Source organism: Kocuria sp. CPCC 205263 (assembly GCF_040981075.1).
GTDB classification, from domain to species: Bacteria; Actinomycetota; Actinomycetes; order Actinomycetales; family Micrococcaceae; genus Kocuria; species Kocuria rosea.
Genome location: NZ_JAVKPV010000004.1, coordinates 253,865 through 269,059, shown reverse-complemented (window position 1 = coordinate 269,059; position 15,195 = coordinate 253,865). Strand labels below are relative to the sequence as shown.

General features: G+C 72.7%; 12 protein-coding genes. 1 reads left to right on the top strand and 11 read right to left on the bottom strand.

From position 1 onward, the window contains the following. Positions 1–39 precede the first annotated feature (39 nt). Positions 40–786, top strand: a complete 747-nt coding sequence (locus tag RF647_RS08220) for a BTAD domain-containing putative transcriptional regulator (RefSeq protein ID WP_368811296.1) — start codon at positions 40–42, stop codon at positions 784–786. Between the two features lie 77 nt (positions 787–863). Here RF647_RS08220 and RF647_RS08215 read toward each other — a convergent pair whose 3' ends face one another. The 11 genes from RF647_RS08215 to uvrA form a co-directional block, all read right to left on the bottom strand. After that, a complete protein-coding gene (locus RF647_RS08215; RefSeq protein ID WP_368811295.1) occupies positions 864–2,246 on the bottom strand; it encodes an FAD-binding oxidoreductase in 1,383 nt (460 codons plus the stop codon). 210 nt (positions 2,247–2,456) lie between these two features. After that, entirely contained in the window at positions 2,457–2,711 is a 255-nt protein-coding gene (gene secG / locus RF647_RS08210; protein ID WP_035923973.1) for a preprotein translocase subunit SecG, read from the bottom strand. 70 nt (positions 2,712–2,781) lie between these two features. Continuing rightward, positions 2,782–3,597: a triose-phosphate isomerase gene (tpiA, locus tag RF647_RS08205; protein WP_368811294.1), complete on the bottom strand. Its 816-nt coding sequence runs from the start codon at positions 3,595–3,597 to the stop codon at positions 2,782–2,784. Positions 3,598–3,724: 127 nt separating this feature from the next. Further along, positions 3,725–4,948, bottom strand: a complete 1,224-nt coding sequence (gene pgk / locus RF647_RS08200) for a phosphoglycerate kinase (RefSeq protein WP_368811293.1) — start codon at positions 4,946–4,948, stop codon at positions 3,725–3,727. A gap of 40 nt (positions 4,949–4,988) precedes the next feature. Further along, positions 4,989–5,993: a type I glyceraldehyde-3-phosphate dehydrogenase gene (gene gap, locus RF647_RS08195; protein ID WP_031282661.1), complete on the bottom strand. Its 1,005-nt coding sequence runs from the start codon at positions 5,991–5,993 to the stop codon at positions 4,989–4,991. 230 nt (positions 5,994–6,223) lie between these two features. Continuing rightward, positions 6,224–7,204 carry a DNA-binding protein WhiA gene (gene whiA, locus RF647_RS08190; RefSeq protein WP_031282663.1) on the bottom strand — a complete coding sequence of 327 codons (981 nt, stop codon included), beginning with the start codon at positions 7,202–7,204 and terminating at the stop codon, positions 6,224–6,226. Positions 7,205–7,254: 50 nt separating this feature from the next. Then, positions 7,255–8,334 carry a uridine diphosphate-N-acetylglucosamine-binding protein YvcK gene (yvcK, locus tag RF647_RS08185; RefSeq protein WP_368811292.1) on the bottom strand — a complete coding sequence of 360 codons (1,080 nt, stop codon included), beginning with the start codon at positions 8,332–8,334 and terminating at the stop codon, positions 7,255–7,257. A gap of 31 nt (positions 8,335–8,365) precedes the next feature. Then, positions 8,366–9,292, bottom strand: a complete 927-nt coding sequence (gene rapZ / locus RF647_RS08180; RefSeq protein ID WP_017832809.1) for an RNase adapter RapZ — start codon at positions 9,290–9,292, stop codon at positions 8,366–8,368. A 100-nt stretch (positions 9,293–9,392) separates the two neighbouring features. Continuing rightward, positions 9,393–11,441, bottom strand: a complete 2,049-nt coding sequence (gene uvrC / locus RF647_RS08175; RefSeq protein WP_126346346.1) for an excinuclease ABC subunit UvrC — start codon at positions 11,439–11,441, stop codon at positions 9,393–9,395. Positions 11,442–11,454: 13 nt separating this feature from the next. Continuing rightward, positions 11,455–12,150 carry an HAD hydrolase-like protein gene (locus RF647_RS08170; RefSeq protein ID WP_368811291.1) on the bottom strand — a complete coding sequence of 232 codons (696 nt, stop codon included), beginning with the start codon at positions 12,148–12,150 and terminating at the stop codon, positions 11,455–11,457. Further along, positions 12,147–15,152, bottom strand: a complete 3,006-nt coding sequence (uvrA, locus tag RF647_RS08165; protein WP_368811401.1) for an excinuclease ABC subunit UvrA — start codon at positions 15,150–15,152, stop codon at positions 12,147–12,149. The genes RF647_RS08170 and uvrA overlap by 4 nt, the downstream gene beginning before the upstream one ends. Positions 15,153–15,195 lie beyond the last annotated feature (43 nt).

The following is a 15,195-nucleotide window of genomic DNA, read 5'->3' as shown; positions in this document are numbered from 1 at the left end:
CGTCCCGCGCGCCGCCGTCAGCCGAGGGGGCACTCCGCCATGACCCACGAGCCCGGCCCCGCGCCCGTCGCCGGACCCGCCTCCGAGCCGGTCCTGCAGCTGCGGCTGCTGGGCACCTGCGCGGTCCTGTGCGGCGGGCGGAGCGTGGACCCCGGCGCCCGGCAGCTGCGGCTCCTCGCGGCTCTCGCCCTGCTCGGGCGCCGGGCCCGGGGATACCTCGGTGGCCTGCTGTGGCCCGGTTGCCCCGACGCCCGGGCCCTGGGCAGCCTGCGGGCCGCGATCCGCGGCGTGAACCACCACCTGCCCGGCGCCCTGGTCCGCGACGGCCACGACCTCGCCCTGTCCCCGGCCCTCGCCGTGGACGTGCACGTGCTCCGGGCCCGCCTCATCGCGGTGGCGCGCACCGAGGACCCTGCCGCTCTGGGTACCGCGGACCTCGTCGGACCGGGTGTTCCCGCGCTGCTGCCGGGATGGTACGAGGACTGGGTGCTCGCCGAGCAGGAGCAGCTGCGCGGCCTCTACGTCCACGCGGCCGAGAACGCCGCGGCGCTGTGCCTGGCCCACGGCGACCCGTCCCGGGCCGTGAGGTGGGCGGAGACGGTGCGCGGGGCGGATCCGCTGCGGGAGAGCGCCGTGCGCCTGCTCGTGCGCTCCCATCTCGCCCTCGGCAACCAGGCCGCGGCACTGCGGGACTTCCGCCGCTACTGCGCCGTCGCGGTCGCCGAGACGGGAGCGGGCCCCTCCGACGAACTGGTCCGGCTCGTCGGGCCCGTGGTGCGCCTGTGACGCGGTGACCGCCGGCGGAGCGGACGGGGAGAACGCCCCGGGGAACCGCCGACGCAGGAGCACCCGTCACGCGGCGCTCAGGCGCGCACGGCGTGCTGGAACCGGAGCAGGTTGTCGGGGTCGTAGGCGTTCTTGGCCGCCAGCAGCCGGGCGTGGCCCTCCTCGGTCCAGGACCGGGAGAAATCCCCGTCCCCGTCCACCGAGCCCTGGAAGTTGACCAGCGTCCGTTCCGACACGTGGCCGACCAGGGCCGCCAGGATGCCCTCGATCGCCGCCGGCACCCGCTCGCCGGCCGGGGGCACCACGAGCCCGACGAGGCCGATCACGTAGCGACCGTCCCGGCCCGCCACGAGGTCCGCCACGCCCTCCGGGGTACGGGCCAGCGCGCCGCCCAGGAGCCGGATCTCGATGAGGGTGACGGGACAGTCCGTGCCCGGACCCGCCTGCCCCAGGAGGCCGTCAACGGCGGCGTCGTCCAGGTCGTCCAGCAGCCGGCCCGTCTCCCGGTACGGGATGGGCACCGGCGGGTCCAGGTGGATCGCGTCGACGTCCCGGTAGCTCATGGGCCCGACTGTGTCCATGACCGGGTCGGAGAGCGCGCGCATCGGCGCCAGCAGCCGCTCCCCCTCCTCGTCCCCGGCCGTGCACGCGTACCGGAGGTGGAGCACGAACCGGTCGCGCAGCGGCTCCGGGACGATGTCCATCGCCGGCAGCCGCAGCAGGGCGATCGAGGTGGACACCGTCTCGGGGAGGTCCGCGGTCCACCGCGACCACGCGGTGAGGACCTGACGGGCGTCGTCGCCGGGATAGAAGATACCCCCGCCGTAGAGGCCGTCGAGCGGGAGCAGCTCGAACTCCATCGCCGTCACGACGCCCAGGTTGCCCTTGCCCCCGCGCAGCAGTCCCAAAAGCTCGGGCTCGTGCGTGGCGTCCACCGTCCGGCGCCGGCCGTCGGGGGTGACCACGTCGGCGGAGCGCACGTGGTCGGCCGCGAACCCGAAGGTCCGCCCCAGGACCGGGAGACCCCCGCCGAGGGTGTAGCCGACGACGCCCACGTCCGTCGTGGAGCCGTTGAGGCCCACGAGGCCGTGGGGCACGGACGCCTCCAGCACGCTCCGCCATCTCACCCCCGCGCCCACGCGGGCGGTGCGTGCCTCCGGGTCCACCGTGCACTCCTGCAGCCGGGCCGTGCTGATGAGCAGGCCGCCCTGCATCGGGCCGTCGGCGCCGTGACCGGTGGCCTGCACCCCGACGGGCACGCGGCGGGCGGCGGCCCAGGCGACGGCGGCGGCCACGTCGTCGGCGTCCACGGCCCCCACCACCACGTCGGGACGGATGGGTGTCGCGAGGTTGTAGGCGGCGGTCTCCCGCTCGTACCCGTCGTCCTGCGGCGTGAGGACCGGTCCGGCGATCTGCCGTCCGAGCTCCTCCACGTCCGCCGGAGGAATGGTCGGGACCATGGTGTCGGCTCCTCGGGAGGTGGGCGGCTCACCGTGCCCCGGCCGGGGCACGGCACACCGCCAGCCTTCCGCCACCTGCGTGACGGCGGCGTGATCGACCCCGTCACACGGCGACATGCGGCACGGGTGCGAACGACCCCGGGTCCTCCGGCTGGCCACGGAACGTCGTGGTCGGCCGGGGAGCCCGGGGTCGTTCGGGGAGCGGTCGGCTCAGACGGCCACCTCGGCGAAGCGCATGGTCAGCGCGTAGGCCGCGATGGACAGGGCCCAGACCACGGCCGTGGTGGTGGTGAGGCGGACCAGGTTCTTCTGCGCCACGCCCGAGGTGTTGAGGGACTGGGTCATGCCGCCGCCGAACATGTCGGAGAGGCCCCCGCCCTTGCCCTTGTTGAGCAGGACGAGGAGAACGGCCAGGAGGCTCGTGAGCACGATGATCGCCAGGAGCACGTTCTGCAGAATTTCCACTGGGGCCTTCCCTCGGGGGTGTCCGTCGAGCAGCCGCGCCCGGCGGGCACGGACGGTCAGGGGGACGTGATCAGTCGGTCACGAGGTGCTGCTCGAACCTGGCAATGCTAGCAAACTCCTCGGCGTCGAGGCTGGCGCCGCCGACGAGGACGCCGTCCACGTCCTTGCCCTTGAGGATCGAGCCGGCGTTGGCGGCCTTCGCGGAACCGCCGTAGACGATGCGGGTCTTCGCGGCGGTCTCGGCGTCGTAGAGCCCGGCCAGCTCGGCGCGGATGGCGGCGGCCATCTCCTGGGCGTCCTCGGGACCGGCGACCTCGCCGGTGCCGATCGCCCAGACGGGCTCGTAGGCCACCACGAGCTCTGCCACCCGGTCCGCCTCGAGGCCAGCGATGGAGCCGCGCAGCTGCTCGAGCGTGAAGGCGACGTGCTCGCCGGCCTGCCGGACCTCGAGGCCCTCGCCGACGCACAGCACCGGGACCAGGCCGTGGCGGTGGGCGGCGGCGATCTTGGCATTGCACAGCTCGTCGGACTCGCCGTGGATCGTGCGGCGCTCGGAGTGGCCCACGAGCACGTAGGTGCAGCCGAGCTTGGCCAGGAACTGACCGGAGATGTCGCCGGTGTAGGCGCCGGAGTCCTGGTCGGAGAGGTCCTGGGCGCCGTAGACGACGCGCAGGTCGTCACCGTCCACGAGACTCTGGACGGAGCGGAGGTCGGTGAACGGCGGGAAGACGGCCACCTCGGCGCGGGAGTAGTCGTGCTTGGCGTCCTCCAGGGTCCACGCCAGCTTCTGCAGCAGGGTGATCGCCTGGGCGTGGTCCATGTTCATCTTCCAGTTGCCGGCGATCAGCGGCGTGCGGTCGAACTGACCGTTGGTCTGCGAGGTCATGGGGACTCCTGTCCGCGGCGGGTGCGCCGCTCGTCGTGCGGTTCGGCAGTGGTGCGCTGGGCGTCGGGGGCGCCCCGGGCCGTACGGCCCCCGGGCGCCCCCGCCGCCGTGGCGGGGAGCGTGCGGGTCAGGCGCCCAGGGCCACGACCCCGGGGAGCTCCTTGCCCTCGATGAACTCGAGGGAGGCGCCGCCGCCGGTGGAGATGTGCCCGAACTGGTCGTCGGAGAACCCGAGGTTGCGCACGGCCGAGGCGGAGTCGCCGCCGCCGATGACGCTCATCGCGTCCGAGGCCACCACGGCCTCGGCGACCGCGCGGGTGCCCCCGGCGAAGGCCTCCATCTCGAACACGCCCGCGGGGCCGTTCCAGAACACGGTCTTCGCGCCGCGGATCCGCTCGGCGAACAGCTTCGCGGACTCGGGGCCGATGTCCAGGCCGAGACCGGTGGAGCCGATCTCGCCGTCCTCGATGGCGTCGACCGGGCGCACCTCGTGCGCGGCGTCCGCGGCGAACTCCGCCGCGTAGACGATGTCCACGGGCAGGACGATCTCGGTGCCGGCCGCGGAGGCCTTCTCGAGGTAGTCCTTGACCGTCCCGATCTGGTCCTGCTCCAGGAGGGACCCGCCCACGGAGTGCCCCTGGGCGGCGAGGAACGTGAAGACCATGCCGCCGCCGATGAGCAGCGAGTCGGCCTTGCCGATGAGGTTCTCGATCACGGCGAGCTTGTCGGAGACCTTGGACCCGCCCATGACCACCACGAAGGGGCGCTCGGGGGCGGAGACCACCTTGGTAAGTACGTCCAGCTCCCGCTTGACGAGGTCGCCCAGGTAGGCCGGGAGCCGGTGGGCGATGTCGAACACGGAGGCGTGCTTGCGGTGCACCGCGCCGAAGGCGTCGTCCACGTAGGCCCCGTTCTCGCCCGTCAGGGCGGCGAGCTCGTCCGCGAAGGCGCCGCGCTCGGCGTCGTCCTTCGAGGTCTCGCGGGGGTCGAAGCGGACGTTCTCGATCACGAGCACCTCGCCGTCGGCGAGGGCCTCGGCCTTGGCCCGGGCGTCCACCCCGACGACGTCGGAGGCGACCGCCACGGGGAAGTCGGCCAGCTCTGCCAGCTTCCGCGCGGCGGGCGCGATCGAGTACTTCGGGTCGACCTGCCCCTTGGGCCGGCCGAGGTGCGCCATCACGATGACGCGGGCCCCGGCGTCGGCCAGCTTCTTCAGGACCGGCAGGGACGCGCGGACGCGCCCGTCGTCGGTCACGGTGGAGCCGTCCAGGGGGACGTTGAGGTCGGAGCGGACCAGGACGCGGCGCCCGGCGACGCCGTCGGCGATCAGTTCGTCAAGTGCATGAGCCATGCCACTCACCCTACCCCGGCGGCGTCGCGCGGCGACGGGCTCAGAGCTGCGCGCCGACGTGGGAGACGACGTTGACGAGGCGGGAGGTGTAGCCCCACTCGTTGTCGTACCAGGCGATGACCTTGACCTGGTTGCCGATGACCTTCGTCAGCGGGGCGTCGAAGATCGTGGAGATGCTGTCGCCCTGGATGTCCGAGGAGACGATGGGGTCCTCGGTGTACTTGACGATGCCCTTCATGGGGCCCTCGGCGGCCTCCTTCATGGCGGCGTTGACCGACTCGACGGTGACCTCCTTCTGGGCGTCGAAGGTGAGGTCCACGACGGAGCCGGTGGGCACGGGCACGCGCACGGCGAAACCGTCCAGCTTGCCCTTGAGCTCGGGCAGCACGAGGCCCACGGCCGCGGCGGCGCCGGTGGTGGTCGGCACCATGTTGAGGGCGGCGGCGCGGGCGCGGCGCAGGTCGCTGTGCGGGCCGTCCTGCAGGTTCTGGTCCGCGGTGTAGGCGTGGATGGTGGTCATCAGACCCCGCTCGATGCCGAACGCGTCGTTGAGGACCTTCGCCATGGGCGCGAGGCAGTTCGTGGTGCAGGAGGCCGCGGAGACGATGTTCATCGACGCGGCGTCGTAGGTGTCGAGGTTGACGCCGGGCACGAACGTGCCGTCGATCTCCTTGCCGGGGGCGGACAGGACGACCTTCTTGGCGCCGCCGTCCAGGTGGGCCTTGGCCTTGGAGCCGTTGGTGAAGCGGCCGGTCGACTCGACGACGACGTCCACGCCGAGCTCGCCCCAGGGCAGCTTGGCGGGGTCGGGCTCGGCGAGGAACTTGACCTCGTGGCCGTCGACGCTCATGGTGTCGCCGTTGAGCGTCACCTCGCCGGGGAACCGGCCCATGATGGAGTCGTACTTGAAGAGGTGGACCAGGGCCTCCGGGTCCGTGAGGTCGTTCACGGCCACGACCTCGATGTTCTCGCCCTGCTCGCGCGCCGCGCGGAGGAAGTTGCGTCCGATGCGTCCGAAACCGTTGATGCCCACTCGAATGGTCACTGGGTACTCCTGTGTTGGTCGGGGTCTGGATCGTTGAACCAGGTCCCATTCTACGTGGTTATCCCTGGGTTGTCTTGGGGTCATGAAAGATTCACTCGGCATTCATCGCCAAACCCACACAAACCCACATCGCGGGATGTGGACCCTCGGAAACCCACGCGGTGCCAAGGCCCTCTTCCGGCGCGGCCCCGGAGTGACCGCGCCGGCGCAGCGCCGCCGGAGCGCCCCGCTCAGGAGGGCAGGGCCTCCGCGGCGACACCGGCGTCGGTGCCGGGGAGATTCAGCTCCTCCGCCCGGCGGTCCGCCATGGCCAACAGCCGGCGGATCCGGCCCGCCACGGCGTCCTTGGTGAGCGGGGGGTCGGCGAGCCGGCCCAGCTCGTCGAGGCTGGCCTGCTTGTTGGACAGCCGCAGCTCCCCCGCCTGCCGCAGGTGCTCCGGGACCTCGTCGCCGAGGATCTCCAGGGCGCGCTCGACCCGGGCGCCGGCGGCCACGGCGGCCTGCGCGGAGCGGCGGAGGTTGGCGTCGTCGAAGTTGGCGAGGCGGTTGGCCGTGGCGCGCACCTCCTTGCGCATCCGCCGGTCCTCCCACTGGAGGAGCGTCTGGTGGGCGCCCATCCGGGTGAGCAGCGCGGCGATCGCGTCCCCGTCCCGCACGACCACCCGATCCACGCCGCGCACCTCGCGGGCCTTCGCGAGGACGCCGAGCCGGCGGGCCGCGCCCACGAGCGCGAGGGCGGCCTCCGGGCCGGGGCAGGTGAACTCCATCGCGGCGGAGCGGCCGGGCTCCGTGAGGGAGCCGTGGGCCAGGAAGGCCCCGCGCAGCACCGCCTCGGCGTCGGCCACGGCCCCGTTGACCACGGCGGGCGGGAGCCCACGCACGGGGCGCCCGCGGGAGTCGAGCAGTCCCGTCTGGCGGGCGAGGGCCTCGCCGTCCTCGACGACGCGCACCACGTAGGAGCTCCCGCGCCGCAGTCCCCCGCCGGAGACGACCACGATCTCGCTGTCGTGGCCGAAGACCTCGTGGACGGCGCGGCGCACCCGGCGCGCGGTGGCGCCGAGGTCCACCTCCGCCTCGACGACGATGCGTCCCGAGACGATGTGGAGCCCGCCCGCGAAGCGCAGCAGGGCGGAGAGCTCGGCGCGGCGCTCCGAGGACCTCTTGATCTCGAGGCGGGACAGTTCTTCCTTCACCGATGACGTCAGGGCCACGCGGTTCCTTTCCTGGGGATGCTGGGGTGTGTGGGGGTGGGGTGGCAAGCTCAGCGGTGGCGCTCGAAGATCTCCTGGTAGGCGGCCGCGAGCCGGAGCGTGTTGTGCACGGCGGTGCCGGGGTGCGCCCGGACGTCGGCGTAGAAGACCTCGGCGCCCAGGCTGCGGGCGACCTCCTCGAGGTCGGCGCCGTCCTCGGTGGCCGAGGGGTCGGCGAGGACCACGTCCAGAGTCAGCTCGGGGCAGTAGTCGTGCAGGACCCGCAGGTGGTCGGCGGCGGTCTTGCCGCGCGTCTCGGTGTCCGGCGAGAGGTTCAGGGTGACGCAGCGGCGCGCCGGCGAGCCGCAGATCGCCCGGCGCAGCTCGGGCAGCAGCAGGTGCGGCAGCACGGAGGTGTGCCACGAGCCCGGCCCCATGATCACCCAGTCGGCGAGCCCGACCGCCTCGACCGCCTGCGGGCAGGCCGGGGCGTCCGGGGGCACGAGCCGCACGTTGCAGACGTCGGCCTGCTTCGCCAGGACCGCCTGCCCGGTGATCGTGCGCACCGTGCCCGCCTCGCCCGCACAGCCGCTCGCGCTCACCCCGGACGGGGCGCAGGGAACGTCGCCGGCGATGACCAGCGGCTGCGTGGACATCGGCAGCACCCGGCCGCGGGCGCCCAGCAGAGCGCCCGCCCACTCGAGCCCCGCCACCGGGTCCCCCAGCAGCTCCCACAGCGTGACGATGAGCAGGTTGCCCAGCGCGTGGTTGTCGAGGGTCGTGGGGCGGCCCTCCGAGGAGCTGAACCGGTGCTGCATGACGTCGCGCCACGTCCGGCCCCACTCGGAGTCGTCGCACAGCGCGGCGAGCGCCATCCGCAGGTCCCCCGGGGGCAGGACCCCGAGCTCGTCGCGCAGCCGGCCGGAGGAGCCGCCGTCGTCGGCCACCGTCACGACCGCCGTGAGCACCGGGGTGATCCGGCGCAGCGCGGCGAGGTTGGCCGAGAGCCCGTGCCCGCCGCCGAGGGCGACCACGGAGGGGCTGGCGCCGCCCGGTCGTCGAGCGAAGGGATCCGGCGAGTGGTGGGGGTCGGCATCGGCGCCGCTGCTGAGGGGCAGCCGGGGGAACGCGCCGGTGGGAGGAAGGGTCATCGGGGGTCCCATCGCGGAGAGGGCGAGCCGGTCACTCCCGGCCCATGTCCCGGTGCTGGATGTTGACCGTCACGAGCGGCAGCTTGGCGAGCCTGCGGGCCACCTCCTCGCTCACGGCCACGGAGCGGTGCTTCCCGCCCGTGCAGCCGATCGCGATGGTGGCGTAGTGCTTGTTCTCCGTACGGTATCCCGCGAAGACGGGTTCGAGCATGGCGACGAACCGGTCCACGAACTGCCGGGGACCGTCGTCCTGGAAGACGTAGTCCCGGACCTCGTCGTCCTTGCCGGTGCGCGGGCGCAGCGACGGGACCCAGTGCGGGTTGGGGATGAACCGGACGTCGGCCACGTAGTTCGCGTCCGCGGGGACCCCGTACTTGAAGCCGAAGCTGAGCACGGTCAGGCGCAGGACCACCGGCCCGTTCGTGGAGAACAGGTCGGCCACGGCCCGGGACAGAGCGTGCACGTTGAACCCGGAGGTGTCCAGGACCACGTCGGCCGACTCCCGCAGGTCGGTCAGCAGGGCGCGCTCGGCGCGGATCCCGTCGAGGATCCGCCCGCCGGCCTGCAGCGGGTGGGGCCGGCGCTGGTGCTCGTAGCGGGAGACCAGGACCTCGTCGGCGGCGTCCAGGAAGAGCACCGAGAAGTCGACGTCGGACGCCTCGAGGGCGGCCAGCGTCTCCTTCATGTCGCTGAACAGGGCCTTGCCGCGCACGTCGATGACGACCGCCAGCTTGGGCAGGGCCTGCGGCGTCCGGGAGACGAGGTCGGCGAGGGTGTGCAGCATCTGCGGCGGCAGGTTGTCGACCACGTACCAGCCGAGGTCCTCGAGGGCGTTCGCGGCCGTGCTGCGCCCGGCCCCGGACATGCCCGTCACGACGAGCAGCTCCGAGCTGGTCGGTTTCGCGTGGTCGGTCCCGTCCGCCGTCCCGACGTCCGCTCCGGCGGTGTGCTCGCTCATGTCCGCTCCGTCTCCCGTCGTGGTGGCCTGCGCCCGGTGGTCCCGCCCCAGCCTAACGAAGTCGGCGGGGCCCCGCCGCGACCCCGGCGGCGCGCCCGGATCAGGACAGCACCTCCCCGGTGGTCATGTTGACGGCCGGGGCGGTGGTGTCGTCGGAGGCCTGCAGCGCGGCGGCCACCTTCTCGGCGAGGGTCCGCCCGAAGCCGGGGACCTGCTCCAGCTCCTCGACCCGGGCCGCCCGGAGCTTCTTGACGGAGCCGAAGTGCTTGAGCAAAGCCTTCTGCTTGGCGGGGCCCACCCCGGGCAGCTCGTCGAGCACGGAGACCGTCATGGCGGAGGAGCGCTTCTTGCGGTGGAAGGTGATGGCGAAGCGGTGGGCCTCGTCGCGGATCCGCTGGAGGAGGTAGAGGCCCTGGCTCGCGCGCGGCAGGATCACGGGGAACTCGTCGTCCGGCACCCACACCTCCTCGAGCCGCTTGGCCAGGCCCACCACGTGGACGTCGTCGATCCCGAGCTCGCGCAGCGCCCGGGCGGCGGCGGCGACCTGCGGGGGCCCGCCGTCGACCACCACCAGGCTGGGCGGATACGCGAAGCGCGCCCGCTCGGGGGCCTCGGCGCCGGCATCCACCTGCCCGGTGCGCGGCCCGGCGGCCTCCCGCTCGGCCTGCTCCTCGAGGTGGCGGCGGAAGCGCCGGGAGATGACGTCGTGCATGGACGCGGTGTCGTCCCGGGCGGCCTCGCCGGTGACCGAGAACTTCCGGTAGTCCGACTTCTTGGGCAGCCCGTCCTCGAAGACGACCATGGAGGCGACGACGTTGGTTCCCTGCACGTGCGAGATGTCGTAGCACTCGATGCGCATCAGCGGCACGGGGATGTCGAGGGCCTCCTGCAGCTCCTGCAGGGACGCGGAGCGGGTCGTGATGTCGCCCGCCCGCCGGGACTTGTGCAGCTTCAGTGCCTGCCGGGCGTTCTCCTGCACCGTCTCCATGAGGTGCGCCTTCTCCCCGCGCTGCGGCACGGCGATCGTCACGCGCGATCCGCGCAGCCCCGAGAGCCACTCCTCGAGCCGGTCGGTGCTGTCGGCGGGCTCGGAGAGCAGCACGGTGCGCGGGATGGCGTCCTCCCGGTAGGCGAGCTCCGCGGAGGGCCGGTGCTTGGACCCGCCCGGGGACGGGGGCGCGGCGGCGTGGGCGCTCTCGGCGGCGTCCGCGGCGGTGTCGCCGTAGACCTGCTCGAGCAGCTGCTCGAGCAGGCGTCCGCCGTCGGCCTCCTCGACCTTCTCGGTGACCCAGCCGCGCTGGCCGCGGATCCGGCCGCCCCGGACGTGGAAGACCTGGACGGCGGCCTCCAGCTCGTCCTCGGCGAGCGCGAAGAAGTCGGCGTCGGTGCTGTCGGAGAGCACCACGGCGTTGCGCTCGAAGGCCTTCTCCAGGGCGGCAATGTCGTCCCGGCGCGCGGCCGCGGTCTCGAAGTCCATGGCCGCGGCGGCCTCCTGCATCTGCCGCTGCAGCTCCTTAATGAACGGGGTCGCGTGCCCGGCCATGAACCGGCACAGGTCCTCCGCGAGGGCGTAGTGGTCCTCCTCGGAGATCCGCCCCACGCACGGGGCGGAGCACTTGTCGATGTAGCCCAGCAGGCACGGGCGCCCGGACTGCTCAGCGCGCCGGTAGACGCCCTTGGAGCAGGTGCGCACGGGGAAGACCCGCAGCAGGGCGTCGAGGGTCTCGCGGATCGCCCAGGCCTGGGAGTAGGGGCCGAAGTAGCGGTTGCCCTTCTTCTTCTCCCCCCGGACCACCTGGGCCCGCGGTACGGACTCGGCCATCGTGACGGCGAGGTAGGGGTAGGACTTGTCGTCCCGGTAGGCGATGTTGAACCGGGGCTTGAACTCCTTGATCCACGTGTACTCGAGCTGCAGGGACTCCAGCTCGCTGCCCACCACGGTCCACTCGACCCCGGCCGCGGTGGTGACCATGGCGCGGGTCTTGGGGCTCAGGGCGTGCGGGGGCGCGAAGTAGGAGCTCAGCCGGTTGCGCAGGTTCTTGGCCTTGCCCACGTAGACCACGCGCCCGTACTCGTCGCGGAAGCGGTAGACGCCCGGGGCGGTCGGGATGTCCTGGCGGGCGGGGCGGTAGCTCTCCGGATCGGCCACGGTCCGGTCCTCCTCAGCGGCCGGTCGGGGCCGGGGCGGTGTACCGGGCCAGGAGCTCCCCGAGCTCGGCGGCGTCCCGGGCCACGGCGGCGAAGCCGGTCCCTAGCTCGTCCTCGTCGGCGAAGCCCCAGGTGACGCCCAGACAGTCGATCCCGTGGGCGAGCGCGCCCTCGGCGTCGTAGCGGCGGTCCCCGATCATCACCGTGCGCGCGGGGTCCGGGGCGGCCACGCCGAGCCGGCGCAGGGCCTCGGCGATGATCGCGGGCTTGTCGTGGGCCAGTCCGTCGCGCGGGGCGGCAGCGGCGTCGTCGGCGGCCCCCGAGACGGTCTCGAACCACCGGGAGAGGCCGAACCGCTCGACGGCGAGCTCGGCGGTGGGCTCGGGCTTCTGGGTGGCCACGGCCATCCGCACGCCGGCCCCGTGCAGGCGCTCCAGGAGCTCCTCCACCCCCGGGTAGACGCGAGTCTGCGCGAGCCCCTCGGTGCGGTAGCGGGCCCGGTAGGTGGCGACCACCGCCGGGATGTCCTCCTCCGGGACGTCGGTGAAGGTCCGCAGGGAGAAGCCCACGGGCGGGCCCACGAACCGGCGCAGGTCCTCGGGCACGGCGTGGCCGTGCTCGGCCAGGGCCCGGGCGATGCCGCCGGTGATCGCCCCGGCGGGGTCCAGGAGGGTGCCGTCGAGGTCCCAGAGCACCACGGGGGCGGTCATCGGGCGGCCCCCGCCGGGACGGGGCGCTCGGCGAGCACCTCGGCCAGGAACCGGCCGGTATGGCTGTTCGTGTTCCGGGCCACCTGCTCGGGGGTGCCCTCGGCCACGACCTGCCCGCCGCCGGAGCCGCCGTCCGGGCCGAGGTCCACGATCCAGTCGGCGGACTTGATGACGTCCAGGTTGTGCTCGATGGTCATCACGGTGTTGCCCTTGTCCACGAGCCCCTGCAGCACGAGCAGCAGCTTGCGGATGTCCTCGAAGTGCAGGCCGGTGGTGGGCTCGTCCAGCACGTAGATGGACCGGCCGTTGGAGCGCTTCTGCAGCTCCGCGCCGAGCTTCACGCGCTGGGCCTCCCCGCCGGACAGGGTCGTGGCGGGCTGGCCCAGCCGGACGTAGCCGAGGCCTACGTCCACGAGGGTGTTGAGGTGCCGGGCGATGGGGCCGAACGCCTTGAAGAACTCGGCGGCCTCCTCGATGGGCATCTCCAGGACCTCAGCGATCGTCTTGCCCTTGTAGTGCACCTCGAGGGTCTCCCGGTTGTACCGGGCGCCCTTGCACACCTCGCACGGGACGTAGACGTCCGGCAGGAAGTTCATCTCGATCTTGATCGTGCCGTCGCCCGAGCACGCCTCGCAGCGCCCGCCCTTGACGTTGAAGGAGAACCGGCCGGCCTGGTAGCCGCGCACCTTCGCCTCCGGGGTCTCGGCGAAGAGCTTGCGGATGTGGTCGAACACGCCCGTGTACGTGGCGGGGTTGGAGCGCGGGGTCCGCCCGATCGGGCTCTGGTCCACGTGCACCACCTTGTCGAGCTGGTCCACGCCGTCGATGCGCTTGTGCCGGCCGGGGACCTGCTTGGCCCCGTTGAGCTTGTTGGCCAGCGCCGTGTAGAGGATGTCGTTGACCAGCGTGGACTTCCCGGACCCGGACACCCCGGTCACCGCGGTCAGCACCCCGAGCGGGAAGGAGACGTCGATGCCGCGCAGGTTGTTCTCCCGCGCGCCCACGACCTTGAGCATCCGCTTGCGGTCGATCGCCCGGCGCTGCGCGGGCACGCGGATGGCCCGGCGGCCGGAGAGGTAGGCGGCCGTGATGGACTCCTCGTTGGCGAGGAGCTCCGCGTAGGTCCCGGAGTGCACCACGCGCCCGCCGCGCTCGCCGGCGCCGGGACCGACGTCCACGATCCAGTCGGCCTCGCGGATGGTGTCCTCGTCGTGCTCGACGACGATCAGGGTGTTGCCCATGTCCCGCAGCTTGGTGAGGGTCCCGATGAGCCGGCGGTTGTCCCGCTGGTGCAGGCCGATCGAGGGCTCGTCCAGGACGTAGAGCACGCCCACGAGCCCGGCCCCGATCTGGGTGGCCAGGCGGATGCGCTGAGCCTCGCCGCCGGACAGCGTCGCGGCGGCGCGCTCCAGGTTGAGGTAGTCCAGGCCCACGTCAACGAGGAACGTCAGGCGCGCCTGGATCTCCTTGAGCACCTGCTCGCCGATCTTCGTCTCGCGGGTGCTGAGCTCCAGGTCCCGGAAGAAGGCGTGGGCGTCCCTCATGGGCATGCGGGTGGTCTCCGCGATGTTCTTCCCGCCCACGGTCACGGCGAGCATGGTCGGGTTCAGCCGGGCGCCGTCGCAGGCCGGGCAGGCCACCTGGCGCATGTACTGCTCGTAGCGGTCCTTGGCGTTGTCCGACTCCGTCTCCGCGTGCTTGCGCTTGATGTAGCCGATCACGCCCTCGAAGCCCTGGGTGTAGCGGCGCTCCCGGCCGAACCGGTTCCGGTAGGCCACGGTGACCTGGTAGTCCTTGCCCTCGAGGATCGCCTTGCGCGCCTTGGCGGGCAGCTTCCGCCACGGGGTGACCAGGTCGAAGCCGAGCTCCTGGCCCAGCCCGGCGAGCAGGCGGTTCCAGTACTCGCTCGTGGCCTTGCCGAGCGACCACGGGGCGATCGCGCCCTCCACGAGGGAGAGGTCCGGGTTGGGGACCACGAGCTCCTCGTCGACCTCGAGCCGCGAGCCGATGCCGTCGCACTCCGGGCACGCGCCGAACGGGGCGTTGAAGGAGAAGGACCGGGGCTCGATCTCGTCGGCCTGCAGGGGGTGCTCGTTGGGGCAGGCGAGGTTCTCGGAGAACGGGCGGCGCAGCTCCAGCGGGTGGGCGATCTCCTCGTCCGAGCGGGGCACGAGCTCGATGACGACGCGCCCCTCGGCGAGGCCCAGCGCCGTCTCGACGGAGTCGGTCAGGCGCTGGCGGATGCCCTCCTTGACCACGAGCCGGTCCACCACCACCTCGATGGTGTGCTTGTACTGCTTCTTGAGCTTGGGCGGGTCCGAGAGCTGGACCGTCTCGCCGTCCACGGTGGCGCGGGAGAAGCCCTTCGCGGAGAGCTCCTGGAAGAGGTCCACGAACTCGCCCTTGCGCTCGCGCACCACGGGCGCGAGCACCTGGAAGCGGGTCGCGGCCGGCATCTCGAGGAGCTGGTCCACGATCTGCTGGGGGGTCTGCTTCTTGATCGCCTCGCCGCACTCGGGGCAGTGCGGGTGGCCGACGCGCGCCCACAGCAGGCGCATGTAGTCGTAGATCTCGGTGATCGTGCCCACGGTGGAGCGCGGGTTGCGGGAGGTCGACTTCTGGTCGATGGACACCGCCGGGGACAGGCCCTCGATGAAGTCGACGTCCGGCTTGTCCACCCGGCCCAGGAACATCCGGGCGTAGGAGGACAGGGACTCGACGTAGCGGCGCTGGCCCTCGGCGAAGATCGTGTCGAAAGCCAGCGACGACTTCCCGGAGCCGGAGAGCCCCGTGAACACGACCATGGCGTCCCGCGGCACGGTCAGCGAGACGTTGTCGAGGTTGTGCTCGCGCGCCCCCTGCACCACGATCTCGGTGAGGTCGGACCTGCGGACGGTCCGGGCGCCGGCGGCGGTCACCGGCCCGTCGAGGGCTTCGGAGGGCTCGGTCGACGGGTTCAGGACCAGGGTGGACGTGGGGATCGGCTCAGACACGCCCTCCACTCTAGTACCGGGCCCGGACATCGGGGCTGGGTCCGTGGGCGGG